Below are 25,713 nucleotides of genomic sequence, written 5' to 3' on the forward strand. Positions count from 1 at the left end.
CTACGCTGCGCTGACAAAAGGAATTGTCTGACAAAAAGTGGTGAATGGATTGCCGTATCACTTTATTTCCGGATTGCCGCGCTCCGGCTCGACCCTACTCTCTGCCATCCTGCTGCAGAACCCGCGCTTTCATGCGGGCATGAGCAGCCCGGTAGGCACCCTGTTCAATGGTGTGCTGGGGCAGTGCAGCGCCGGCAGCGAGTTTGGCTCGGTGATCGACGCCGACACCCGCCGCCGCCTGCTGCGCGGCCTGTTTGATTCCTATTACGCCGACAAAACCTCCACGCCGGTGGTGTTCGACACCAATCGCCAGTGGTGCGCGCGCATGCCGGCGCTGCATGACCTGTTTCCCCAAGCCAAAGTCATCGCCTGCGTGCGCAATGTCGCGTGGATCATGGACAGCCTGGAGCGCCTGTACCGCGCCAATCCCTTCGAAAACACCAAGCTGTTCAACGACGATGTCGAGCGCAATACCGTGTACAGCCGCGTCGAGACCCTGGCCCAGCGCAACCGCATGGTCGGGTATGCGTGGTCGGCGCTCAAAGAGGCGTACTACGGCGAACACGCCGACTCGATGCTGATCGTCGACTACGACCTGCTGGCCCAGGCCCCCGAGCGGGTCATGCGGCTGGTCTATGAATTTATCGGCGAGCCGTGGTTCGAGCATGACTTCGACAACCTCAGCTACGACGCCCCGGATTTCGACCAGGACCTGGGCGTGGCCGGCCTGCATCGGGTCAAGCCACGGGTGGCGCTGCAAGCGCGCCGCAGCCTGTTGCCGCCGGATCTGTTCGAGCAGTTCGCCCATATGGATTTCTGGCGTGACGGCAGCCTGAGCGCCGCCAATGTGATTCGCACCAAAGCCGACGCCGCGATCAGTTGATCACGGCTTTTTTATTTGCGGGTATCAGCATTCGACAAGCGGGTGAGCAGCATGTGGTGGAGCAAAGGTAAGGCACGGCAAACGACAACAGGCGCCCTCACTCAGGCGACGCCGATGATCATGTCCCTGGAACCACGCATGCTGTTCGACGGCGCGGTCGCCGCCACAGTGGCTGACGTGGCGCAGGCCGACAGTCACGCCACGGCTGCCGATGCGGCCGCCAAGGCGCCGACCACCGAGCCCGCCGGTACCGGCAGCGAAACCCATGCGCAAACCGATGCGCCCGTGACCCCGGCCCCGGTCGCCGTACCGGGTGAAACCGTGGTGTTCGTCGACGCGCGGGTCAAGGACTCTGCCGAGCTGCTCAAAGGCGTCGCCCCCGGCACCCAGGTGGTGCAACTGGACGCGAGCAAGGACGGCCTGCAACAGATCGCCGATTACCTGGGCAGCCACCAGGGCGTCAGCTCGGTGCAGATCATCGCCCACGGCAACGCCGGGGACCTGTGGCTGGGCAACACCTATTTGTCGGCAGACAACGTCGCGGCCCGCAGCGACGTGCTGGCGCAGATCGGCCAGGACATGAACGTTGGCGGCGACATCCTGATCTACGCCTGCAACACGGCGGCGGGCGACAAGGGCGTCAACTTTGTCGACTCCCTGGCGCAGCTGACCGGGCGCGATATTGCCGCGTCCACCAACCGCACCGGCGCGGGCAGCGACTGGACCCTGGAAATCGCCACCGGCTCCATCGAGAGCCACACCGCGCTGTCCTACGGCAGCATGTCGGGGTATCAGTACAGCCTGGCGACGATCACGGTGCTCAATAACGGCGACAGTGGTGTCGGCAGCTTGCGTCAGGCCCTGAGCGACGCGGTGTCGGGGGATACCGTGGCCTTCGGTGCCGACATGACGGTCAACCTCAACAGCCAGCTGATCATCACCAAGAACCTCACCATCGACGGCGATCGCAACAATGATGGCGTGGCAGACGTGACCATCAGCGGGGAGTACAAAACCCAGGTGTTGAAGGTCAACTCCGGCGTCACCGCGACCCTGGATGGGCTGATCATCACCAAGGGCCTGGCCGCCGGCAACGGCGCTGCGGCGGGGACCGACGGAACGGCGGCCATGGGCGGCGGCATTGTCAACTACGGTAACCTGACCTTGACCAATGTCACGGTGACCAGCAACGCAGCCTCGGGCGGCGGTGGCGGTGGCGGGGTTACTGCGCCTTATGTCGGTGGCGCGGTCGGTGGTGGCGGTGGCGGTGGCGGCGCGCTCGGCGGGCAAGCCGGTGGTCACGGTGGTACTTCCGGCTTTGGTACAGGCGTGTATGGCGGCACTTCCGGCAGTGCCAACACCGGCGGCAACGGCGGCGGCTATAACCCCAACTACATGGGCGGCAGGGGCGGCAGCAGCACCGGCGGCGCGGGCGGCGTGGGCGCGGCCGACTACAGCAGTGGCGGCGCCGGTGGTACGGCAAACAATGGCACGATTTCCATTGGCGGCGGTGGCGGCGGCTCCGGTTGGGACAAACCTGGCCGGGCGGGCGCCTCGGCCAGCGGCGGTATCTACAACGGCAGCACCGGCACACTGACCGTTGTCGGCACGTCGGTGATTACCAACAACATCGCTGCCGGCGGCGGCGGTGGTGGCGGTGGTGGCCTGGGTGGCTCCGCCGATCCGGGCGGCGCGGCCGGCAAAGGCGTCGGCGCGATCTGGAACAAAGGCACGCTGTTGATGACGGCTGCCAACTTTGCGGCCATGAGCGGCAACGTCGGTGGCAGCGGCTCCGGTGGCCCTGCCTTGGGCGGCGGTTCCACGGGCGCCTCCGTAGCGGCCGTGAACAACATCTTCAATGACGGCGGCACGGTAAACACGGCTTATTCCCCGGGGCCAACCGCGACCATCGTGATGGCGGATACCGCGTTGAAAATCGGCGATACCTCGCTGGTCACCATCACGTTCAGCCGTGCGGTGAGCGGTCTCACCAACGCCGACCTGACGATCGCCAACGGCACCTTGACCGCTGTGAACAGCCTCGATGGCGGCATCACCTGGACCGCGACGTTCACGCCGACCAGCAACATCACCGATGCGACCAACCTGATCACCCTCGATAACACAGGGGTGGTCGCGATCAACGACGGCTTGGCTGGCGCGGGCACCACCAACTCGGCCAATTACGCGATCGACACCGTGCGGCCAACCGCGACCATTGTGGTCGCCGACACCGCGTTGAAAATCGGCGAATCCTCACTGGTGACCATCACCTTCAGCGAAGCGGTGACCAGCTTCAGCAACGCCGACCTGACGATCGCCAACGGCACCCTGACCGCTGTGAACAGCTTTGATGGCGGCATCACCTGGACCGCGACGTTCACGCCGACCAGCAGCATCACCGACGCCACCAACCTGATCACCCTGGACAACACTGGCATCGCCGACCTGGCGGGCAACGCCGGCAGTGGCACCACGGATTCCAACAACTACGCCATCGACACGGTGCGGCCGACCGCTTCCATCGTGGTCGCGAACACTGCCCTGAGCATCGGTCAAACCAGCTCGGTGACCATCACCTTCAGCGAGGCGGTGTCCGGCTTTACCACCGCCGACCTGGCGGTTGCCAATGGCATCGTGTCGTCGCTTACCAGCAGCGACGGCGGCGTCACCTGGACCGCCACGTTCACCCCCAGCAGCAACGTCAATGACACCACCAACCTGATCACCTTGAACAACACCGGCATCAGCGACTTGGCAGGCAACACGGGCAGCGGCACCACTGATTCCAATAACTACGTCATTGACACCCAGCGCCCAACCGCGACGATCATCGTGGCGGACAGCAGCCTGAAAATCGGCGAATCCTCACTGGTGACCATCACCTTCAGCGAGGCGGTGACCGGCTTCAGCAACGCCGACCTGACGATCGCCAACGGCACCCTGACCGCTGTGAACAGCCTTGATGGCGGCATCACCTGGACCGCGACGTTCACGCCGACCAGCAGCATCACCGACTCTACCAACCTGATCACCCTGGACAACACCGGCATTGCCGACCAGGCCGGCAACGCCGGCAGCGGCACCACGGATTCCAATAACTACGCCATTGATACCGTGCGGCCCACCGCGACGGTGGTGGTGGCCGACAGCGCGTTGAAAATCGGTGAAACCTCGCAGGTCACTATCACGTTCAGCGAGGCCGTCACCGGCTTTACCAATGCCGACCTGACCATCGCCAACGGCACCCTGAGCGCGGTCAGCAGCAGCGACGGCGGTATCACCTGGATCGCGACCTTCACACCCAGCGCGAGCATCACCGACACCACCAACCTGATCACCCTGGACAACACGGGCATTGCCGACCTGGCGGGCAACGTCGGCAGCGGCACCACCGACTCCAACAATTACGCCATCGACACCCAGCGTCCGACCGCGACCATCGTAGTGGCCGACCCGGTGCTGAACGCCGGTGAAACCTCGCTGGTGACCATCACCTTCAGCGAAGCCGTTACCGGTTTCACCAACGCCGACCTGACGGTTGCCAATGGCACCCTCACGGCCGTCACCAGCGTCGATGGCGGTATCACCTGGACCGCCACCTTCACCCCGACCGCGGGTATCAACGACGCCACCAACCTGATCAGCCTGAACAATACGGGGGTGAGCGATCTGGCCGGTAACTCGGGCTCGGGCGTCACCAACTCGGCCAACTACAGCATCGACACCGTGGCGCCTACGGCGACCATCGTCGTGGCGAATCCGGCCTTGAACGTTGGCGCCAGCTCACTGGTGACCATCACCTTCAGTGAAGCGGTCACCGGGTTTACCAACGCCGACCTGACCGTCGCCAACGGCACCCTGAGCGCCGTGAACAGCGTCGACGGCGGCATCACCTGGACCGCGACGTTCACCCCTTCGAGCAATGTGACGGACGCCACCAACCTGATCACCCTGGACAACACGGGGGTGCAGGCGGCGACTTCGGGGAACGTCGGCAGCGGCAGTACGGATTCCAACAACTACGCCGTCGATACCCAGCGGCCCACCGCCACGGTGGTGGTCAACGACAACGCGCTGGGGATTGGCGGCACGTCGTTGGTCACGATCACGTTCAGCGAGGCCGTCACTGGCTTCAGTTTGGCTGACATGACGGTCGACAACGGCGCGCTGTCGAATCTGTCGACCAGCGACAACATCACCTGGACCGCGACGCTGACGGCGGTGGCAGGCATCACCCAGGGCAATAACCATGTGGTCGTCGACAACACCGGCGTGGTCGACACCGCCGGCAACGCCGGTTCCGGCACCACCACCTCGAACGCCTATGCGGTCGACAGCCAGCGCCCGACCGCGACCATCGTGGTCGCCGATTCGGCCCTGAGCGCGGGTGAAACCTCGCTGGTGACCATCACCTTCAGCGAGGCGGTTACCGGTTTCACCAACGCTGACTTGAGCGTGCCCAATGGCACCCTGAGCGCCGTGAGCAGCAGCGACGGCGGTATCACCTGGACCGCCACCTTTACACCGACCGCGGGTGTCCACGACACCACCAACCTGATCAGCCTGAACAATACGGGCGTGAGCGACCTGGCCGGCAACGCCGGCACGGGCACCACCAACTCGGGTAACTTCACCATCGACACCGTGCGCCCAACCGCAACGATCGTCGTGGCCGACAGTAGCCTGAAAATCGGCGATACCTCGCTGGTGACCATCACCTTCAGCGAAGCGGTCACCGGCTTTACCAACGACGACCTGACCATCGCCAACGGCACCTTGAGCAGCGTGGCCAGCTTCGATGGCGGCATCACCTGGACCGCGACCTTCACGCCGACCACCAACATCACCGACGCCACCAACCTCATCACCCTGGACAATACCGGTGTCGCCAACGCCTCCGGCAACGCCGGCAGCGGCACCACCGACTCGAACAATTACGCGATGGATACCGCGCGTCCGACGGCCACCATCGTGGTCTCGGAGACGACACTGAACATCGGTCAAACTTCGCTGGTGACCATCACCTTCAGCGAAGCGGTCACCGGGTTTACCAACGCCGACCTGACCATTGCCAATGGCACCTTGAGCTCGGTGAGCAGCAGCGACGGCGGTATCACCTGGACCGCGACCTTGACCCCGCTCGCCAGCATCACCGACACCAGCAACGTGATCAGCCTGGACAACACCGGCGTCAACGACCTGGCGGGCAACGCTGGCAGCGGCACCACGGATTCGAGCAACTACGCCATCGACACCCAGCGCCCGACGGCAACCATCGTGGTCTCCGACGCGAGCTTGAGCGCCGGCGAAACCTCGGCGGTGACCATTACGTTCAGCGAGGCGGTCAGCGGTTTCACCAATGCCGACCTGAGCGTCCCCAATGGCACCCTGAGCAGCGTGAGCAGCAGCGACGGCGGTATCACCTGGACGGCCACCTTCACGCCGGACGTGGGCATCCGCGACACCACCAACCTGATCACCCTGAACAATACGGGGGTGAGCGACCTGGCCGGCAACGCTGGCGCGGGCACCACCAACTCGGCCAACTTCAGCATCGACACCGTGCTGCCGACAGCCACCATCGTGGTGGCGAACCCTGCGTTGAGCATCGGTGAAACCTCGCTGGTGACCATCACGTTCAGCGAAGCCGTCAGCGGTTTCACCAACGCCGACCTGACCATCGCCAACGGCACCCTGAGCGCCGTGACCAGCGGTGACGGCGGCATCACCTGGACTGCGACCTTCACCCCGACCAGCAGCATCACCGACGCCACCAACCTGATCACCCTGGACAACAGCGGCGTGGCCAACGCCTCCGGCAACGCCGGCAGCGGCAGCACCGACTCGAACAATTACGCGATTGATACCGTGCGTCCTACCGCGACCATCGTGGTGGCGGATACGGCCCTCAGCGTCGGTCAGACCTCGCAGGTGACCATCACCTTCAGCGAGGCGGTGAGCGGTTTCACCAATGCCGACCTGACCATCGCCAATGGCACCTTGAGCGCGGTGAGCAGCAGCGACGGCGGTATCACCTGGACAGCCACCTTTACCCCGGCGGCCGGCATCACCGACACCACCAACCTGATCACCCTGGACAACACCGGCGTCGCCGACCTGGCGGGCAACGCCGGCTCCGGCACCACCGATTCCAACAACTACAGCGTCGACAGCCAGCGGCCGACAGCCACGATTGTCATGAGCGACAGCGACCTGCGTCCGGGCGAAACCTCGTTGGTGACCATCACCTTCAGCGAGGCCGTCACCGGCTTCGACAACAGCGACCTGAGCGTGGCCAATGGCAGCCTGAGCAACGTCAGCAGCAGCGACGGCGGCATCACCTGGACGGCAACGTTCACGCCGACCCTGAGTGTGACCGACGCCACCAACCTGATCGTGCTGAACAATACCGGCATCGCCGACCTGGCGGGCAACAGCGGCACCGGCACCACCAACTCCGCCAACTATGCGGTGAACACCGAGGTGCCGACGGCAACCATCGTGGTGGCCGACACGCAACTGAAGGCGGGTGAAACCTCCCAGGTGACCATTACCTTCAGCCAGGCCGTCAGCGGCTTTACCAACGCCGACCTGACCCTTGCCAACGGCAGCCTGAGTGCGGTGAGCAGCAGCGATGGCGGCGTCACCTGGACCGCGACGTTCACGCCGACCAGCAATATCACCGACACCAGCAACCTCATCGTGCTGGACAACAGCGGCGTGGCGAATGCCTCGGGCAACAGCGGCGTCGGCACCACCGCCTCCAACAACTACAGCATCGATACCCAGCGGCCGACCGCGACCATCACCGTGGCCGACGCCGTCCTCGGCATCGGGCAAACCACCACGGTCACCGTAACCTTCAGCGAAGCGGTCAGCGGTTTTGATTTGTCGGATCTGAGCGTGGCCAATGGCACGTTGTCCAACCTCGTCTCCAACGATGGCGGCAAGACCTGGACTGCCACCTTGACGCCGACCGTCGCGATTACCGACCCGACCAACCTGGTGGTGCTGGATGCCAGCCTGGTGAACGACGCAGCGGGCAACGCCGGTGCGGGCATCGCCATTTCCAACAACTATGCGCTCGACGCCGACCGGCCAACCGCGACGATCTCCGTGGCCAACCCGAACCTGACCGTCGGCCAGACCACCACCGTGACGTTCACCTTCAGTGAAAAAGTCAGTGGTTTTGACCTGGATGACTTGAGCGTGGCCAACGGCACCTTGTCCAACCTCGCCACCAGCGATGGCGGCAAGACCTGGACCGCCACCCTGACGCCGACGGCCAACCTCTTTGATCCGAGCAACTTCATCACCCTCGACACCAGCCTGGTGACGGATGCGGCGGGCAATGCCGGCAGCGGCTTCAGCAACTCCGGCAACTACGCGATCAACACCGTCGCGCTGACCGGCGACCCGCTGTTCCGTGTCACCGGCCCGACGGCGCCACCGGGGGCGCCGGACGCGCCGCTGCAACCGATCATCTTTGGTCTGCCCAGCGGCAACCTGGGCTCGCCGATTGGTTTCCCGGCGCTGTTCGAGCAGCGTGATTCGGGCGGCGGCTTGCCGCCGATCGGCAACATCTTTATCCGCAACAACGCTCTGGCGCCAAGCTATATCGCCCAGGTGTTCAGCACGGACGGCGGCAATGCGGCGGGTGCCTCCGGGTTCCTCGGGTTTGGCGGCGGCGATGGCGGGGTGTTTGGCTCAAGCACGTTATCGGGCCTGTTCAACCGCGAAACCCAGGGTGACGACGGTGGCTTCAAGGCCTTCGACAGCAAATCGATCCAAGGCTCGGGCGGCACGTTGGGGGCGCCGACCCTGGGTCAACAATTGCAGCAGATCAACGACGTACAACAACGCCAGGTGATTGATCTGGCGCACGCACTGCAACAGGTCGGCATCAACGGAATGCAGGCTTGAACACACTTAATTCAAGGCGCGGGAACAGGGGCAGTCCAAGGATGAATAAAAGTCATAAGTTGTTCGGCGCCAGCTTGCTGGCGCTGGCGATCAGCGGTTGTGCGGTCACCAGCAAGCCGATTGAACGCAGTGTCAGCGAGCAGCGCGCTCGCAGCGACCTGCAGGGCATGTACAAGGATCAGGAACCGCTGAGCGGCCCGCTGACCCTGCACCAGGCCATGGCCCGCGCGGTGAAGTACAACCTCGAAGGCCGTTTGAAGGTGATGGAAGAGGCGTTGGCCAAGCGTCAATCCGACCTCTCCAGCTTTGACATGCTGCCGCGCATGGCGCTGTCGGCCGGTTATGCCGGGCGCAACAACACCAACGCCTCCAGCAGCCAGAGTGTGCGTACCGGCACCCAGTCCCTGGAACCGTCCACCTCCCAGGACCGCGACCGTCGCGTGGCGGACCTGACCATGGTGTGGAACGTGCTCGACTTTGGCGTCAGCTACATCAGCGCCAAGCAGCAAGGCGACCAACGCCTGATCATCCAGGAACGCCGCCGCAAGGTGATCAACACCATCGTCCAAGACGTGCGCTCGGCCTACTGGCGCGCCGTGGCGGCCGAACGTTTGCTCGGCCAGATCGACAGCCTGATGGCCCGGGTCGACCAGGCCCAGAGCAACAGCCAAAGCATGAGCGAGCAACGCATCGGCGACCCGGTGCAAGCCCTCGGCTACCAGCGTTCACTGATCGAGGCCACGCGCCAATTGCAGGAGCAGCGCCGCGCGTTGTCCCTGGCCAAGACCGAGCTGGCGACCTTGATCAACCTGCCCATGGGCACCGAGCTCAAGCTGGCCACGCCGGACGACTACAGCGTGCCGCAACTGAAGGTCAACCTCGCCAGCCTGGAACAGGAAGCCCTGGCCAACCGTCCTGAGCTGCGCGAGCAGGACTACCAGACCCGCATCAGCGCCGCCGAAACCCGCAAAGCCATGCTGCGCCTGCTGCCGGGCCTGGAATTCAGCGCCGGCGGGCATTACGACAGCAACTCGTTCCTGGTGGACAACCGCTGGGCCGACTACGGTGCCAAGGTCACCTGGAACCTGTTCAACGTGATCTCGGCCCCGGCCGCCATCGACGTGGCCAAGGCCGGCGAAGAAGTCGCCACCGCCCGCCGCCAGGCGATGTCCATCGCGGTGCTGGCGCAGATCTACGTGGCCAACGCCAACTACCAGGACGCCGTGCGTCAGTTCAAGACCAACGAGCAACTGGCGAATATCGACGGGCAGATCCTCACCCAACTGCGCAACCGTCACCAAGCTGCTGGCCTCGGCGAGCTCGACCTGATCCAGGGCGAACTCAACACCCTGCAAGCCGACCTGCGCCGCGACCTGGCCTACGCCGACCTGCGCAACGCCTACGGCCAGATCTTCGCCAGCGCCGGTCTCGACCCGCTGCCCGAGCAACTGGACTCCGACCGCGTGCAGAGCATCGCCACCGCCCTGGCCGGTCGCGAGTCGGCGTGGGCGGCGGGCAACATCGCCGCGCCGGTGGCGCCTGCCGTGGTCAAGTAATCGGCGGGTGCTGACGGCGAGTCGCACTCGCCGTCAGCGTATCGGTGCGTCGAGCGGTCGTGGCAGGGCGTTCATCTGGGCTAGACTCGGGTGACTCATCTTCTTAGGAATCTGTCATGGAATCGCCTGTGCATAGCTTGTCGTCGTTGTTCAAGCAGCTGGGACTGCCGGATGACGCGCAGAGTATCGATAAATTCTTGGTGGTTCATTCGCCGCTCAAACCCGAGCTGGAACTGGCCGATGCGTTTTTCTGGACGCCCAGCCAGAGCGCGTTTTTGCGTGAGGAGAAACGCAAGGATGCGGACTGGGCGGAGTTGGTGGATGAGTTGGACGTGTTGTTGAGGAAGGGGCGGGGGGTGTAAAAAACTGCGCGAAAACCACAAAAGTTGAAAAAAACTGATGAGGGTTGAAAAAAACGGGGCTTTAATCGCGCAAGTGAACTTTTTCTGAGGTTGCGCGATGTCTCGGGTTAGTCATTGCCTCGCTGTCCCCCAAAGCGTTGCACCTGCCGCAGACGCTGTACTCGACCCTAGCCTGTTCGCCTTCGCCGCCTGTCGCGCTTGCTGATCCACCAAATCCTCTGCCACTACGGCGCCCTGGAAAACGGCCTGCTGCTGCCGGTTTCCGTTGCGATGAAACACGAAGAACAGGCCTGCCTGGAGGCGCTCAAGACGTTCTTCCAACCGCCCCGGGACTTGTGGAACGTCACCTGGCTGGACGGCGAGCAAATGGTCTTCGACTTCAGCGGCCACCCTACGGTCTACCGTTACTGGGACGCGACCCGCTGCGTCGAATATGGTCCGCCGCGCGCTAGAGGTAGAGCTGCGTGAAGAAATCGAGTTTCTCGATCGTTGTGACCGTGTGATCAAGGCCGTGAATCTGCGCTTTGACGTGCGTGGCAGTGATCTGTCGAAGCTGGTGATGATGTGCCTGGACAATGACGGCAAGGTATCCAGGCATCGCAGAAACAGTTTCAGTACAGCGTGGGGGAGGAGGTGTTTGGATTTATCGAGGAGGAGGTGGGGCGGGCTTTGCATGAGATTGCTGAAGTTACTTTTTTGTTCTTTCTGGTTCTTGACTGACGGCATTGGGGAAATCCTGTCCTCATTTTTCCGCTCATCCGCAAAAGTGTTTCAAAACTTGACGGCCTTCCGTTCATCCACCATATTGATAGTTAGCAAACTAACTGTATGCGAACTATCCAGTGCCTCAATCCCTCGAACAACTTCACATGAACCTCAGCAGCAGCATGGTGGTGGGCGCCCGTAACTGGCGCAAAATCTGCCAGACCACGCTGGTGAGCTACGGCATTTCCGAAGCCTGCGCGGTGCCGCTGTTGATGATCGGCCGCCTCGGCGACGGTGTGCATCAGGTAACAGTCGCCCAGGCTTCGGGGATGGAAAGCCCGTCGCTGGTGCGCCTGCTCGACCAGTTGTGCAACGGCGGCTACGTGTGCCGCACCGAAGACATTCACGACCGCCGCGCCAAGGCCCTGAGCCTCACCGAGCGTGGCCGTGAGCTGGTGCAGGCGGTGGAAGTGCAACTGGTGCGCCTGCGCAAGGAAGTCCTGGCGGACATCGCCCCCGACGATATGGCAGCCGCCTTGCGCGTGCTGCGGGCCTTCGAGGCGGCGAGCCTTTGAACGGATTCTTTACCGGTTTCCCGCCGGCCCGCGACTGGTTCTACGGTGTGCGCACCTTCGCCGCCTCGATGATCGCGCTGTACATCGCCATGCTCATGCAGATGCCGCGCCCCTATTGGGCGATGGCCACCGTGTACATCGTCTCCAGCCCGTTTGTCGGCCCCACCAGTTCCAAGGCGTTGTACCGCGCCATCGGCACCCTGATGGGCGCGGCGGCGGCGGTGTTTTTTGTGCCGATGTTCGTGCAGTCGCCCTATGTGCTGGTGGTGGTGATTGCCTTGTGGACCGGCATCTTGCTGTTCCTCTCCATGCACCTGCGCACCGCCAACAATTATGCGCTGATGCTGGCCGGCTACACCTTGCCGCTGATCGCCCTGCCGGTGGTGGATAACCCGCTGGCCGTGTGGGACGTGGCCGAAGCGCGCACCGAAGAAATCTTCCTTGGCATCGCCGTCGCCGCTGTGGTCGGCGCGATGTTCTGGCCACGCCGCCTGGCGCCGGTGTTCGATGGCTCGGTGAGCAAATGGTTTGCCGACGCCCAGGTCTACAGCCAACGCTTTCTGACACGCAACGTCACGCCAGAAGAAGTCAGCAGCCTGCGCGGCGGCATGGTCGCCACCTTCAACACCCTGGAGCTGATGATCGGCCAGTTGCCCCATGAAGGCGCGCGGCCGCAGACGGTGCGCAACACCAAGGAACTGCGCGGCCGCATGATTCACCTGCTGCCCGTGGTGGAAGAACTCGACGACGCGCTCTACGCCGTCGAACAGCGTGCGCCGCAGTACCTCGAGCAACTGACGCCGCTGTTGGAGGCCTCCAACCAGTGGCTGCAAAGCAGCGCAGAAAACCCCACGCTGGACAGCTGGCGCGCCCTGCGCGACCAACTCGAAGCCCTGCAACCCAGCGGCGAAGCGCTGGACGAACGCCACACGCTGCTGTTCTCCAACGCCCTCTATCGCCTCGGCGAATGGATCGACCTGTGGCAAGACTGCCGCAGCCTGCAAGCTGCCATCGCCTGCGAAAGCCAGGTTACCTGGCGCGCCGTCTACCGCCACTGGCGCCTCGGTCGCCTGACCCCGTTCCTCGACCGTGGCCTGATGTTTTACTCGGCGTTTTCCACCGTCACCGCGATCATCGTCGCCTCGGTATTGTGGATTCTCTTGGGCTGGACCGACGGCGGCAGCGCGGTGATCCTTGCCGCCGTGGCGTGCAGCTTTTTCGCCTCGATGGACGACCCCGCGCCGCAGATCTATCGATTCTTTTTCTGGACCGCGATGTCGGTGCTCTTCGCCAGCCTTTATCTGTTTTTGGTGCTGCCCAACCTGCACGATTTTCCGATGCTGGTGCTGGCGTTCGCGTTGCCGTTCATCTGCATCGGCACGCTCACCGTGCAGCCGCGTTTCTACCTGGGCATGCTGCTGACGCTGGTCAACACCTCGTCGTTCATCAGCATCCAGGGGGCGTATGACGCGGACTTTCTCAACTTCGCCAACGTCAACCTGGCCGGGCCCGTAGGCTTGTTGTTCGCCTTTGTGTGGACCCTGATCGCGCGACCCTTCGGTGCCGAACTGGCGGCCAAGCGCCTGACCCGTTTCAGCTGGCACGACATTGTCGGCATGACTGAACCGGCGACCCTCAACGAACACCGTCACCTCGCCGCGCAAATGCTCGACCGCCTGATGCAGCACCTGCCGCGCCTGGCGATCATCGGCCAGGACACCGGCATCGCCCTGCGTGACCTGCGCGTGGCGCTGAACCTGCTCGACCTGCTGGCCTACTCGCCGCGCATCCTTGGCGTGCCACGGGTGCTGCTCAACCAGGTGGTCGAAGGTGTCGGCGGTTACTTCAAGGCCTGCCTCAAGGCCGGTGAACGCTTGCCCGCGCCGAGCGGTCTGCTGATGACCCTCGACCGCACGCGTCGTGCGCTCAACGGCCAGGGCCTGCAAGACGAAGACGATACCCGCGTGCACCTGCTGCACGCACTGGCCGGCCTGCGCCTGGCGTTGTTGCCCGGTGTGGAGTTCATTGGCGGCGCCGAGATGCAAGCGCCGCTACCCGATGGAGCGCCTTTATGATCGGTGATCTGGATATCAGCGGGGTGTTCCTGCCCACGCTGCTGGTGCTGATGGGCATTACGTACGTGTTGTTTCTGGTGGTACACGGGTTGTTGACCCGTCTCCACTTCTACCGCCTGGTCTGGCACCGGGCATTGTTCAACGTGGGGCTCTACGCGCTGTTGCTGGGCGCGGTGGACTCACTCAGTCGATACCTGATGACATGAAAAAACCGTTTTTGACCATCGGCCGTGTAGTCCTCACGTTGTTGATCGTGACCTTTGCGGTCGTCGTGGTGTGGCGCATGGTCATGTACTACATGTTTGCGCCGTGGACCCGCGACGGGCACATCCGCGCGGACATCGTGCAGATCGCCCCGGACGTGTCCGGGCTGATCCAACAAGTCGAGGTGCGTGACAACCAGCTGGTGACCAAGGGCCAGGTGCTCTTCGCCGTCGACCAGGATCGCTTCAAGCTGGCCCTGCGCCAAGCCCAGGCCGCCGTCGCCGACCGCCAGGAAACCCTGGCCCAGGCCAACCGCGAATACAAACGCAACCGTGGCCTGGGCAACCTGGTGCCGAGCGAGCAACTGGAAGAAAGCCAGTCCCGCGTTGCCCGTGCCCAATCGGCGCTGGCTGAAGCGCAGGTGACGGTGGACGCCGCTCAGCTCAACCTCGACCGCTCGGTGATCCGCAGCCCGGTGGACGGCTACGTCAACGACCGTGCGCCGCGCAGCCAGGAGTTCGTTACCGCCGGGCGTCCGGTGTTGTCGGTGGTGGACAGCAATTCGTTCCACATCGACGGTTACTTCGAAGAAACCAAGCTCGACGGCATCCACGTCGGCATGGGCGTGGACATTCGGGTGGTCGGCGACAACGCCCGTTTGCACGGGCATGTGCAGAGCATCGTCGCCGGTATCGAGGACCGTGACCGCAGCAGCGGCGCCAACCTGTTGCCCAACGTCAACCCGGCGTTCAGCTGGGTGCGCCTGGCCCAGCGGATTCCGGTGCGCATCGCGTTTGACGAGGTGCCGGCAGACTTCCGCATGATCGCCGGACGCACGGCCACGGTGTCGATCATTGGAGACAAGCCATGAAGCAACGGCTGGCCATTACTGCGCTGGGGTTGTTGCTGTCGGCCTGCCAGGCGGTGGGCCCGGATTACAAACTGCCGGATGCAGCGGCGGTGAAGCGCGGCGATCTGCAAGGGCAGCTCGCGGGCGAGGGCCACAATGTGGTGTCGGCGCCGGTGCCGGCCGACTGGTGGAAACTGTACAACGACGCGCGCCTGGACGAACTGGTGCGCCAGGCCATGGCCTCCAACACCGATCTGCGCGTGGCCGCCGCCAACCTGCAGCGTTCGCGGTATCAGGTGCAGCAGGCGGAATCCGCCGGTGGCTGGAATGCCGGGGTGAAGGCCGAGGCCCAGCGCTTGCAGGAATCCGGCGAGGCGTTCTTGCTGGCAGACAAAGTGCCGGTGGCGAACATCGGCAGTGTCGGCATCAGCACGTCGTACCAGTTCGACCTGTGGGGCACCTTGCAGCGCGGGATCGAAAGCGCCCAGGCCAGCGCTGATGCCGCCCAGGCCGCCGCCGATATTGCGCGCATCACCCTGGTGGCGGATGTGGTGCGTTCCTACACCCAGGTCTGCGCGGCCAACGAAGAACTGGCGATTGCCAACGAGTCCCTGCAACTGCAAGCTCAGAGCACCACCCTGACCCAGCGCCTGCGCGACGCCGGGCGCGGCGATGAAACCCAGGTGACCCGCTCGCAAACCCAATACAAATCCTTGCGCGCCGACATGCCGCGCTACGAAGCGGCGCGCCAGGCCGGTCTGTTCCGTCTGTCGATGCTGCTGGCCAAGCCGGTGGATCAATTGCCGGCGGGCACCGGCAGCTGTGCCGAGCTGCCGCACATCGCTCAGTTACTGCCGGTGGGCGACGGCGCCGCGCTGCTCAAGCGGCGTCCCGATGTGCGCCAGGCCGAACGCCAGTTGGCGGCAGCGACGGCGCGTATCGGCGTGGCCACCGGCGCGCTGTACCCGGACATCAGCATCGGCGCCACGGTCGGCACCGTCGGCATTCTGGAAAACCTCGGCACTGCACCGACCAACCGCTGGGGGTTCGGCCCGCTGATCAGTTGGACCGTGCCGACCAACGGCGCCCGCGCACGCATCCACGAAGCCGAAGCCGCGACCCAGGGCGCCCTGGCGCATTTCGATGGGGTGGTGCTCAACGCCATCCGCGAAACCCAGACGGGCCTGGCGCAATACACCGCGCAGTTGCAGCGTCGCGACGCCTTGAACGAAGCCGGCGAGTCGGCCAAGGAAGCGGCGGACCAGACGCACCGCTTCTTCCAGGCCGGCCGCGCGTCGTTCCTCGCCGACCTGCAAGCCACCCGCACCTACACCGATGTACGGGCGCAACTGGCGGCGGCGAACACCCAGGTTGCCATGAGCCAGATCGATCTGTTCCTGGCCTTGGGCGGCGGTTGGGAAAGCGGACGAGCGCAAGCGGCACAAGCCAGCAAACCCTGAGCGAATAGCTATGCTTTGTCAGGTGAACGCCGTGGCTTTTCAGGCAACGGCGCTCACCTGACACTGCTCGCGTTTGCTCATGGGGATTCCAATAATGAAAAACCCTTATGCTCCCGCTTTCTGGTGCGTGTTCTTCGCACTGGTGTTGTTATCGGCTGCCTACTTCTATGGCGTCATGCTCGCCCATCAAATCGACAAGGCCATGGTGTTCCTCGACAGCGCCTGCCTGGTGATCGGTACCTTATCCATCGGCGTGGTGGCCTGGGCGTCCTACCAGAACCATCGGATCAAACGTCGGCTGCTCGAACAGGGCAAGACCCGCGTGGCGATCTGGGACACCAAGGTCGCCCTGCGCCGCGTCGAAACCGTATTCGACCGCTATTTCTGGGGCAGCTACTGGCAGCCTGGGCGCACCTTCCAGGAAGTCATGGGTGAACTCACTGGCACGCCCCTGGAAAAAAGCCTCGAAGCCCTGAAAAAACAGTGCGTGGCCCTGGATCAGCAAGTCGCCGACGGTAGGCATTGGCTGAATAATGCGCGGGAATTGTCCGACGTCGCCGCGCAAATGGCGCGGGAGCGCTACCAACTGGACTTCTGCGACCCCAAGGCCGACACCCCCGGCAATGCGGTGATCCACCGCGAGTTTGAGGTGCTGGTGTACACCTGGACGGCGCGGTTGAAGAGTTTTGATCACCAGCTCGATGAGATCGACTCGGAATACTCGTGAACCATCTGCTGGCCTGACCCCTCTGAAAAGCTGGGCCGTTCGCGGCCGCCAGTGCTAATCTTCCCCCGCTTTTGGCGGGCTTGAGCCAACCCTTTCAGGGTTCAAGGAAGACAGCCCACTTCTCACAGGATTTGATCAGGTCACTTCATGAATAAGCCAGCCGTAGTTCTTTTGGGTTTTGTTGTCGCCGTTGGCGTCGTCAGTGCAGGCGGTGCCTGGTACACCGGCAAGCAGTTGGAGCCGGTGCTGCAAACGGCGGTGCAGGACGCCAACAAGGAACTGCAACGTTCCATGGCCGGCGTCGACGGGCGTCTGGACCTGGAGCTGGTCTCCCTCGACCGTGGCCTGTTCAGCAGTACCGCGCACTATCGCCTCAAGGCCCAGGGCTCGTTCTTCGGTGAGCAGAACCCGAACCCGGAACTGCTCTTCGTCGACCACATCGAACACGGCCCGCTGCCGTTCTCGCGTCTGGTGTCGCTGAAGTGGCTGCCGGTCATGGCCACCAGTCACTACGCGCTGGAAAAGAACGCCACCACCGAAAAATGGTTCGCCGCCGCCAAAGACGTGTCGCCGCTCAAGGGCGTGGCCAATATCGGCTACAGCCGTTCGGTCAGCGGTAATCTCGAATTGCTGCCACTGGAGTACAAGGACGACACGTCCAGTGCCAGCTTCTCCGGTCTGAACCTGGACTTCGACAGCAGCGCCGAAGGCAAGAAGGTCAAGGTCGACGGCTTCATGAACAGCCTCAAGCTGAACGCCGTCGATGGCAACGGCACGCCCTTCGCCGCCGACCTGTCCGGCCTGACCGTGGCCAGCAACCTGGAAAAATCCACCTTCGGCTTCTACACCGGGCAGAACACCGTTGAACTGACCGACACCAAGCTGACCTTCGGCCCGCAACAAACCGTGCTGACCCTCAAGGGCTTCGAGCAGAAAGACACCAGCGACGTCAAAGACAACAACATGGCTGGCCGCGTCGACTACAAGATCGACGCGATCGGCTTCCAGGGCAAACCGGTCGGCTCCGCCGCCATGGCCGTGAGCGTGAAGAACATCGACGTGCCGTCGGGCCTGCTGCTGACCAAGCTGTACCAGGACAAGATGCAGCCGGTGCAAGCCGCCGCCGCTGCCGGGCAACCGGTGCCGGAACTGCAACTGACCGAAGCCGAGCAGACCCTGGCCGAAGCCAACGTCAACCAACTGCTGGCCGCCAAGCCGCAAGTGGCGCTGGAAAACCTGTCGCTGAAAACCGCCCACGGCGAAAGCAAGTTCAACCTGGTCCTGGACCTGGCCAAGCCTGCGTCCATGGAGCTGCCACCTGTTGAGCTGGGCAAGCAGATCATTGCGCTGCTGGATGCCAACCTGACCCTGTCCAAGCCCATGATCGCCGATATCGCCGCCCTGCAAGCCCAGGCCGGTGGCGTGACCGATCCGAAAGCCGTCGAGCAGCAAGCGCAGATGGCTTCTGAAATGGTCAGCGGCATGGCCGTCGGCACCCAACTGGCGACCCTGGTCGGCAATGACGTGGTGTCCCAGCTGCACTACGCCAACAACGAAGTGACCTTCAACGGCCAGAAGATGAGCGTTGAGCAATTCATTGGTTTCGTGTTGGCCAAAGCCGGTGCGGTGAGCGGCGCGCAGTAAAAATTTCGCCATCACCCGCAAATAAATAATGGGGGGGGGCGGGCGTGCGTGTGAACGGGGTCAAACAGTCGACACTGACCCCGTTATCACAGGTAAGTCCGTCCCCCCATTGGCTTTTCAGATTCCCCACCAATTCTGAACAATTGTTATGAATTGGCCTTTTCCCTACTTTCCTAAGGGATAGTTCCTACAGGAAAGCTAGGTCGGGTCACTAGACGCCGACACCCTGATGCAAATCGCTCAGGACCACCTATCGTTACAGCTTTCCGTGTGTAAGGAAGCTCACGATATGCTGCGAAACCTACCACTCAGTGCTTCAGGCCGGTTGCGACTGCTCATCGGGGCAGCCTTGTGCAGCCAGTTATTGGTGCCAGCCTTCGCCGTGGCCGACCCTGCCTACGATGCCCTGATCATTCAGGCCCGAAACGGCAATTTCACGCCGGCCCTGACGCAATTGCGCCAGTTGCCTGCCGAGCGCCAGACGCCGGGCCAGGTCAGTGATCACCTGGTTGTCGCCGGTTGGGCAGGGCAGGATGCCGAAGTGCTCAAGGTGTACGAGGCTCAGGGTAAAAATCGCACCTTGACGCCCCAGGCGCTCGCCACCGTGGCGCGCACCTATCGCAATCAGAAGCAGTGGGCCCAGGCCGAGGCGGTGTATCGCCAGGCGCTGCTGCGTGACCCGAACAATGTCGACCTGCAACTGGGCCTGGCCCTGACCCAGGCCGACGGCGGCAAAACCACCGAAGCCGTGCAACGCGCCCGTGCGTTGGTCGCCGCCAAGCCTGTTGACCCGAACCGGCGCATGGCCCTGGGCTACGCGCTGACCCGCGCGGGCTTTAACTATGACGCGCTGTTCGAGTTCGACCAGGCCTTCCTGCATGCCGGGGATAAACCGGAGGTTGCCCGCGAATACATCGTCGCCTTGCAAAAGGCCCGCATGCCGGAACCGGCCCTGCGCCTGTCGGCCAAGCGCCCGGGCCTGGTCGACCCAGTGACCCAGCGTCGCCTGGAAGGTGACCTCGCCGCCGAACGCGTGCGTATGGCCGAGTTCGCCACGCGTTCGGAAAACGAACGCTATGTCGTCGCCGACCGCGCCCTGCAGGACTACGACAAACTGCTCGCCCGCTGGACCCCGGACGCCAGCGCCCACGACGACGTAGTGCGCTGGCGCATCGACCGCCTGGGCGCGCTCAAGGCCCGCGCACGTACCGCCGAAGTGATCCGCGAGTACGAAACCCTCACCGCCGAAGGCGTGCAATTGCCCACCTATGCCGTGCGTTGGGTGGCCGCGTCGTACCTCGATCAGCGCCAGCCGGAAAAATCCGAGCCGCTGTATCGTCAGGCCCTGAGTGCGCCGGATGCCGAGCCGGATGATCGGGTCGAAGACACCACGGCGCTGTTCTACGCCTTGCAGGAAAGCGACCGGGGCACAGAGGCGGTCGAAGTCGCCAAAGGCCTCGCCACCAGCCAGAAGCCACGGGTTGAACTCAAGGGCTTGCCCATCGGCAATCCCAACGACGCCTGGATGGATGCGCAACAACTGTCGGCCCAGTCCGGCGTGTACGGCGGCGACCTGCCGGGCAGCGAGTCGAGCCTGGACGCGTTAGTCGACAAGGCCCCAGGCAACGTCGGCCTGCGCCTGGCCCAGGCCGACATGTACCGCGCCCGCGACTTGCCACGGCGCGCCGAAGGCATTCTCAAGGAAACCGAAGCCCAGGTGCCGCGTGACATCGGCCTGGAAGTCAGCCAGGCCTACACCGCGATGGATTTGCAGGAGTGGCGCCAGCTCGACGTGCTTACCGACGACGTGCTCGCTCGCAACCCGGACAGCCGTCAGGTGCAGCGCCTGAGCCGGTTGCGCGATGTGCACGACATGGCCGAGCTGCGCGTCGAGGCCTACACCGGCAAGAGCTTTGGTGGCGGTAGCGACAGCGCGGCCGGTGCCGTCTCGGGCAGTCGTGACTGGGGCATTGAAAGCCGTATCTACACGCCACCGATTGACGAAGACTGGCGCCTGTTCGCCGGTGCCGGCTACGCCACCGCCGACTTTGAAGAAGGCACGGGCCATCACCGCTGGCAGACCGTGGGCGTCGAACGGCGTACCCGCGACATGACCCTGGAGGCCGAAGTTTCCAACCATTCCTACGGCGATGGCAGCAAGCAAGGTGCCGCGGTGTCGATTGCCCGTGACATCAACGACAACTGGCAATACGGCGGTAGCCTCGGTTATTTGCTGTCCACCACGCCACTGCGGGCATTGAATGCCGGGATCACCGCCAACGGCGGCAGCGGTTTTGTGCGCTGGCGCGCCAATGAAAGCCGCGAGTGGAAACTGACCCTCAGCCCGTCCCATTTCAGTGACGGCAACGACCGTTTCGAAGCCCTGCTCAGCGGCCGCGAAGGCCTCTACAGCTCACCACGGGTGCAAGTGGACCTGGGCCTGGAGGTCGGCGCCAGCCGCAACAGCAAGGAAGACACGGTGTACTTCAACCCGAAGTCGGACTTCACCGTGCTGCCGGTCATCAACATCAATCATGTGCTCTATCACCGCTACGAGACTCAGTGGAGTCAGCAGTTCCAGGTCGGTGCGGGTACCTATAGCCAGCAGGATTATTCCACCGGCGGCATCGGGCTGGTGGGCTACGGCCAACGCTACCGCTGGAATGACGTGCTGGAAGCCGGTGCCAACCTGAGCCTGATCAGCCGACCTTACGACGGCAATCGCGAACGCGATCTGCGCCTGCTCGTCGACCTCACTTACCGTTTCTAGAAGAGCCTGACCATGACCGTCCTCAGCCGTTGCTTGTTGATCCTGGGCGTAATGCTGGCCAGTGCCTGTGCCCAGCAACCCGCGCCTTTCACCCCACCCGCCGAGCGGCCGATCGCGCCCAACGAATTGCCGTGGCCGAAGAACCACTTCCTGGGCATTGCCTACCACGACGTCGAGGACCGCGACCCCGATCAGGCGGTGGTGGCGGTGCGCACCGAACGTTTGATCGAGCAGTTGGCCTGGCTGCGCGAGAACGGCTACCAGGCGGTCAGCGTCGATCAGATCCTCGCCGCCCGCCGTGGCGGCACACCGTTGCCGCCCAAAGCCATCATGCTCAGCTTCGATGACGGCTATTCAAGCTTCTACACCCGCGTGATGCCGATTCTGCGCGCCTATAACTGGCATGCCGTGCTGGCGCCGGTGGGCTACTGGATCGATACGCCGCTGGATAAACCCGTGGATTTTGCCGGTGTGCCACGTCCACGGGGTGAATTCCTGACCTGGCAGCAGATCCGTGAAGTGTCGCAGTCCGGCCTGGTGGAAGTGGCCGCGCACACCGATGCCAGCCACACCGGGATCCTCGCCAACCCCCAGGGCAACCTGGAACCGGCGGCGGCCTCGCTGCGTTATGACCCGGCCACCGGCCGCTACGAAACCCAGGCGCAGTTCCAGGCGCGGATGCGTGCGGACGTCACGGCGATCTCCAACAAGATCCAGGCCGTCACCGGCAAAAAACCACGGGTATGGGTGTGGCCATACGGCGCCGCCAAAGGCACCACGTTGTCGATCGTCGCCGAACAGGGCTACCAGATGGCCCTGACCCTGGAAGACGGCCTCGACAATCTCGGCGACCTGATGAACAGCCCGCGCTTTCTGGTGGCCTCCGACCCGGACGGCGAGCACTTCGCCAACAGCATGGTCGCGGTGCAAACCCCGGCGCCGCTGCGGGTGATGCATGTGGACCTGGACAACGTGTATGACCCGGACGCAGCCCAGCAAGCGCGCAACCTCGACCAGTTGGTGCAGCGCGTGTTGGACATGGGCGCAAGCACGGTCTTCCTGCAAGCCTTCGCCGACCCCAAGGGTGACGGCCTGGTGCACTCGGTGTACTTCCCCAACCGTCACCTGCCGGTGCGCGCCGACCTGTTCAACCGCGTTGCCTGGCAACTGCACACCCGTGCCCATGCCGCCGTGTATGCGTGGATGCCGGTGCTGAGTTTCGCCCTCGATCCCAAGCTGCCGCGCGTGACGCGCTGGGACCCGAAAACCGGCCAAATCGGCCTCGACCCGGATCAATACCAGCGCCTGTCGCCGTTCGACCCGCAAGTGCGCAAGATCATCGGCGAGATCTACGAGGACCTGGCGCGCAACAGCGCCATCGACGGTGTGCTGTATCACGATGACGCAGTGTTCAACGATTTCGAAGATGCCAGCCCCGCCGCGCTCAAGGCCTATGTCGCGCAAGGCTTGCCCGGCAGCATCGAAGCCCTGCGCGCCGACCCGGCCGTGATGCAGCGCTGGACCCGTTTCAAGAGCCGCTACCTGATCGACTTCACCAATGAGCTGACCGGCAAAGTCCGCGCCATTGCCGGGCCGCAGGTGCTGACTGCGCGCAATATCTTCGCCGAGCCGATGCTCAATCCGCAGAGCGAAGCCTGGTTCGCACAGAACCTCGATGATTTCCTCCAGACCTACGACTGGACCGCGCCGATGGCCATGCCGTTGATGGAAGGCCAGGAGTACAAGACGTCCAACGCCTGGCTGGAAAAACTGGTCGCCACGGTCAAGGCGCGCCCCGGTGCGCTGAACAAAACCGTGTTTGAACTGCAAGCCAAAGACTGGCGCACCAAGGCCGCGCCGGACATCGACAGCGACCAGATGGCGCAATGGATGGGTGTGCTCAAGCGCCAGGGGGTCACCAGTTTTGGCTACTACCCGGACAACTTCCTGGAAAACTCCCCGGACCTGAAGACCGTGCGTCCGGCCCTTTCCAATCAATGGAACCCTTGACCATGTTCGACAGAATCCTGGCTATATTCGTACTGGCGCTGGTATTGGGCGTGCCCCTGGGCCTGATCTTCCTGGTCACCGGGCAGTTCCTGATGGACTTCGTGTTCTTCTACCCGCTGTTCATGTCGGCACTGTGGATCGCCGGCGGCCTGTATTTCTGGCTGCACTGGGAGCGCCACTGGCCGTGGGAAGAAGACACCCCGGCGCCGACCCTGGCCGGCAACCCGCTGATCTCGATCATCATCCCCTGCTACAACGAGGGCGATAACGCGGCCGAGACCATCCATGCGGCGTTGGACCAGGTCTACCCGAACATCGAAGTGATCGCGGTCAACGACGGCTCCAAGGACAACACCGCCGCCGTGCTCGATGCCCTCGCCCTGGAACACCCGCGCCTGCGCGTGTTGCACCTGGCGCAGAACCAGGGCAAGGCCGTGGCCTTGCGCATGGGCGCCGTGGCAGCGCGCAGCGAGTTCCTGGTGTGCATCGACGGCGATGCATTGCTCGACCGCAATGCGGCGGCCTATATGGTGGCGCCGATGCTCGACAACCCACGCCTGGGCGCGGTGACCGGCAACCCGCGCATTCGTACGCGGTCGACCTTGATCGGGCGGGTGCAGGTGGGCGAGTTCTCTTCGATCATCGGTTTGATCAAGCGTACGCAGCGGGTGTTCGGGCGCATTTTCACGGTGTCCGGTGTGGTGGTGGCGTTCCGTAAAAAGGCGCTGGACCGCATCGACTACTGGAGCACCGACATGATCACCGAGGACATCGACGTCAGCTGGAAGCTGCAACTCGATCACTGGGCGATCTTCTACGAGCCGCGTGCGCTGTGCTGGATCCTGATGCCGGAAACCGTCGGCGGCCTGTGGAAACAGCGCCTGCGCTGGGCCCAGGGCGGCGCCGAAGTGCTGTTCAAGAACATCCGTGGCATCTGGCAATGGCGCCATCGCTACCTGTGGCCGCTGCTGTTCGAATACTGCCTGTCCACCGGCTGGGCGTTCACCTTCCTGCTCTCGGTGATCTTCTGGGGCCTGGGCAAATTCATGGTGCTGCCACCGGCGATTGCCGTGGACTCCCTGGTGCCCCCGGCGTTTACCGGCCTGGTGCTGGCGATGGTGTGCCTGGTGCAGTTTGCCGTGAGCATCCTGATTGACCGGCGCTACGAAAAAGACCTGTGGAAAACCCTGTTCTGGACCGTGTGGTATCCGATGGTGTTCTGGCTGGTCAGCTTGTTCACTACATTGGTCAGCTTTCCCAAGGTGCTGTTCAACCAGCACCAGAAGCGCGCGCGCTGGGTCAGCCCGGATCGTGGGATCAAACCCGCCAACGAGGAGGTGTGATCATGAAACTGGTCAGAACTCGCCAAAACACCGTGATGTGGATCGTCGACGTGGTGCTGACCCTGGCCGCCTGGGCCGGGTTGATCTGGCTGCTGGCACGCGGGATCGGCGCGATGCTCGAGACCCACGGCGGGCCGCGCATCGAGGCGCCCATCTTTGCGGCGCTCAACACGTTGCAGATCTATCTGTGGATCGCGCTGTTCAACGCGCTGATCCTGGTCACCTGGGCGCGCTACCAGCAACGCAAAGGCCGCAAATACGCCCAGCGCCGCGCCGAGGCCAACGCGCTCAGCGACACGCACCTCAGCGAGAGCTTCAAGCTCGGCGCGGGTGATCTGGAACAACTGCGCAAACCCGGTGTGCTGGTGATCCACAACGACGAAGAGGGCGGTGTGGAAGAAGTGAAATCCCACGTCTCCCGCGACGTGGAAAAACCCACATTGACCCTGGTGCCCGACCAGGATCGCAACAAGGACGCCAGTTGATCTAAGCCCGTAGTGAGCGGGCTTGCCCCGCGCTGGGCGGCGCAGTCGCCCCAGGTCCAGACACCTCGGTCTTTCTGAAACACCGCGGCGTCCCGTTTGGGGCGGCTGCGCCGCCCAGCGCGGGGCAAGCCCGCTCAC

15 protein-coding genes and 1 pseudogene are annotated in these 25,713 nt (G+C 63.6%); all 16 read left to right on the top strand.

Annotated elements, in window-relative coordinates:
- Positions 1-40 precede the first annotated feature (40 nt).
- The gene (locus tag OPU96_RS15610) at positions 41-883 is read left to right on the top strand and encodes a sulfotransferase family protein (protein ID WP_442962223.1); all 843 of its coding nucleotides are present in this window, start codon (positions 41-43) and stop codon (positions 881-883) included.
- A 138-nt stretch (positions 884-1,021) separates the two neighbouring features.
- Positions 1,022-8,809 (top strand): Ig-like domain-containing protein, encoded by a 7,788-nt coding sequence (locus tag OPU96_RS15615; protein WP_498559338.1) that lies wholly within the window; start codon positions 1,022-1,024, stop codon positions 8,807-8,809.
- Positions 8,810-8,850: 41 nt separating this feature from the next.
- The gene (locus OPU96_RS15620; RefSeq protein WP_192298556.1) at positions 8,851-10,365 is read left to right on the top strand and encodes a TolC family protein; all 1,515 of its coding nucleotides are present in this window, start codon (positions 8,851-8,853) and stop codon (positions 10,363-10,365) included.
- A 116-nt stretch (positions 10,366-10,481) separates the two neighbouring features.
- Entirely contained in the window at positions 10,482-10,727 is a 246-nt protein-coding gene (locus tag OPU96_RS15625; RefSeq protein WP_192298555.1) for a DUF2789 domain-containing protein, read from the top strand.
- Positions 10,728-10,913: 186 nt separating this feature from the next.
- A pseudogene (locus OPU96_RS15630) lies at positions 10,914-11,447 on the top strand (Fic family protein); the annotation flags it as partial.
- Between the two features lie 149 nt (positions 11,448-11,596).
- Entirely contained in the window at positions 11,597-12,007 is a 411-nt protein-coding gene (locus OPU96_RS15635; protein ID WP_192298554.1) for a MarR family winged helix-turn-helix transcriptional regulator, read from the top strand.
- Positions 12,004-14,082, top strand: a complete 2,079-nt coding sequence (locus tag OPU96_RS15640; RefSeq protein ID WP_226456621.1) for an FUSC family protein — start codon at positions 12,004-12,006, stop codon at positions 14,080-14,082. Before OPU96_RS15635 ends, OPU96_RS15640 begins: the two co-directional genes overlap by 4 nt.
- A complete protein-coding gene (locus OPU96_RS15645) occupies positions 14,079-14,288 on the top strand; it encodes a DUF1656 domain-containing protein (RefSeq protein WP_010214247.1) in 210 nt (69 codons plus the stop codon). Before OPU96_RS15640 ends, OPU96_RS15645 begins: the two co-directional genes overlap by 4 nt.
- On the top strand, positions 14,285-15,157 hold the full coding sequence (locus OPU96_RS15650) for an efflux RND transporter periplasmic adaptor subunit (protein WP_192298552.1): 873 nt from the start codon (positions 14,285-14,287) through the stop codon (positions 15,155-15,157). The genes OPU96_RS15645 and OPU96_RS15650 overlap by 4 nt, the downstream gene beginning before the upstream one ends.
- Positions 15,154-16,596, top strand: a complete 1,443-nt coding sequence (locus OPU96_RS15655; protein ID WP_498559318.1) for an efflux transporter outer membrane subunit — start codon at positions 15,154-15,156, stop codon at positions 16,594-16,596. Before OPU96_RS15650 ends, OPU96_RS15655 begins: the two co-directional genes overlap by 4 nt.
- A gap of 94 nt (positions 16,597-16,690) precedes the next feature.
- Positions 16,691-17,323 carry an NADH:ubiquinone oxidoreductase subunit N gene (locus OPU96_RS15660; protein ID WP_192298550.1) on the top strand — a complete coding sequence of 211 codons (633 nt, stop codon included), beginning with the start codon at positions 16,691-16,693 and terminating at the stop codon, positions 17,321-17,323.
- A gap of 147 nt (positions 17,324-17,470) precedes the next feature.
- Entirely contained in the window at positions 17,471-18,967 is a 1,497-nt protein-coding gene (locus OPU96_RS15665) for a YdgA family protein (protein ID WP_226456624.1), read from the top strand.
- A 289-nt stretch (positions 18,968-19,256) separates the two neighbouring features.
- The gene (gene pgaA, locus OPU96_RS15670) at positions 19,257-21,737 is read left to right on the top strand and encodes a poly-beta-1,6 N-acetyl-D-glucosamine export porin PgaA (RefSeq protein WP_498559319.1); all 2,481 of its coding nucleotides are present in this window, start codon (positions 19,257-19,259) and stop codon (positions 21,735-21,737) included.
- Between the two features lie 12 nt (positions 21,738-21,749).
- Complete coding sequence (gene pgaB / locus OPU96_RS15675) at positions 21,750-23,747, top strand: poly-beta-1,6-N-acetyl-D-glucosamine N-deacetylase PgaB (RefSeq protein ID WP_226456626.1); 1,998 nt, start codon at positions 21,750-21,752, stop codon at positions 23,745-23,747.
- A gap of 2 nt (positions 23,748-23,749) precedes the next feature.
- On the top strand, positions 23,750-25,090 hold the full coding sequence (gene pgaC, locus OPU96_RS15680) for a poly-beta-1,6-N-acetyl-D-glucosamine synthase (RefSeq protein ID WP_192298546.1): 1,341 nt from the start codon (positions 23,750-23,752) through the stop codon (positions 25,088-25,090).
- 2 nt (positions 25,091-25,092) lie between these two features.
- Positions 25,093-25,575, top strand: a complete 483-nt coding sequence (gene pgaD / locus OPU96_RS15685) for a poly-beta-1,6-N-acetyl-D-glucosamine biosynthesis protein PgaD (RefSeq protein WP_498559320.1) — start codon at positions 25,093-25,095, stop codon at positions 25,573-25,575.
- The last annotated feature ends 138 nt before the right edge of the window (positions 25,576-25,713 follow it).

The sequence above is a fragment of the Pseudomonas sp. RP-B7 genome (assembly GCF_059803535.1).

Coding starts and splice junctions, on each gene's coding strand:
- OPU96_RS15635 (WP_192298554.1), top strand. CDS start 11,597: ATGAACCTCAGCAGCAGCATGGTGGTGGGCGCCCGTAACTGGCGCAAA.
- pgaB (WP_226456626.1), top strand. CDS start 21,750: ATGACCGTCCTCAGCCGTTGCTTGTTGATCCTGGGCGTAATGCTGGCC.
- OPU96_RS15625 (WP_192298555.1), top strand. CDS start 10,482: ATGGAATCGCCTGTGCATAGCTTGTCGTCGTTGTTCAAGCAGCTGGGA.
- pgaD (WP_498559320.1), top strand. CDS start 25,093: ATGAAACTGGTCAGAACTCGCCAAAACACCGTGATGTGGATCGTCGAC.
- OPU96_RS15615 (WP_498559338.1), top strand. CDS start 1,022: ATGCTGTTCGACGGCGCGGTCGCCGCCACAGTGGCTGACGTGGCGCAG.
- OPU96_RS15650 (WP_192298552.1), top strand. CDS start 14,285: ATGAAAAAACCGTTTTTGACCATCGGCCGTGTAGTCCTCACGTTGTTG.
- OPU96_RS15660 (WP_192298550.1), top strand. CDS start 16,691: ATGAAAAACCCTTATGCTCCCGCTTTCTGGTGCGTGTTCTTCGCACTG.
- pgaA (WP_498559319.1), top strand. CDS start 19,257: ATGCTGCGAAACCTACCACTCAGTGCTTCAGGCCGGTTGCGACTGCTC.
- OPU96_RS15620 (WP_192298556.1), top strand. CDS start 8,851: ATGAATAAAAGTCATAAGTTGTTCGGCGCCAGCTTGCTGGCGCTGGCG.
- OPU96_RS15665 (WP_226456624.1), top strand. CDS start 17,471: ATGAATAAGCCAGCCGTAGTTCTTTTGGGTTTTGTTGTCGCCGTTGGC.
- OPU96_RS15645 (WP_010214247.1), top strand. CDS start 14,079: ATGATCGGTGATCTGGATATCAGCGGGGTGTTCCTGCCCACGCTGCTG.
- pgaC (WP_192298546.1), top strand. CDS start 23,750: ATGTTCGACAGAATCCTGGCTATATTCGTACTGGCGCTGGTATTGGGC.
- OPU96_RS15655 (WP_498559318.1), top strand. CDS start 15,154: ATGAAGCAACGGCTGGCCATTACTGCGCTGGGGTTGTTGCTGTCGGCC.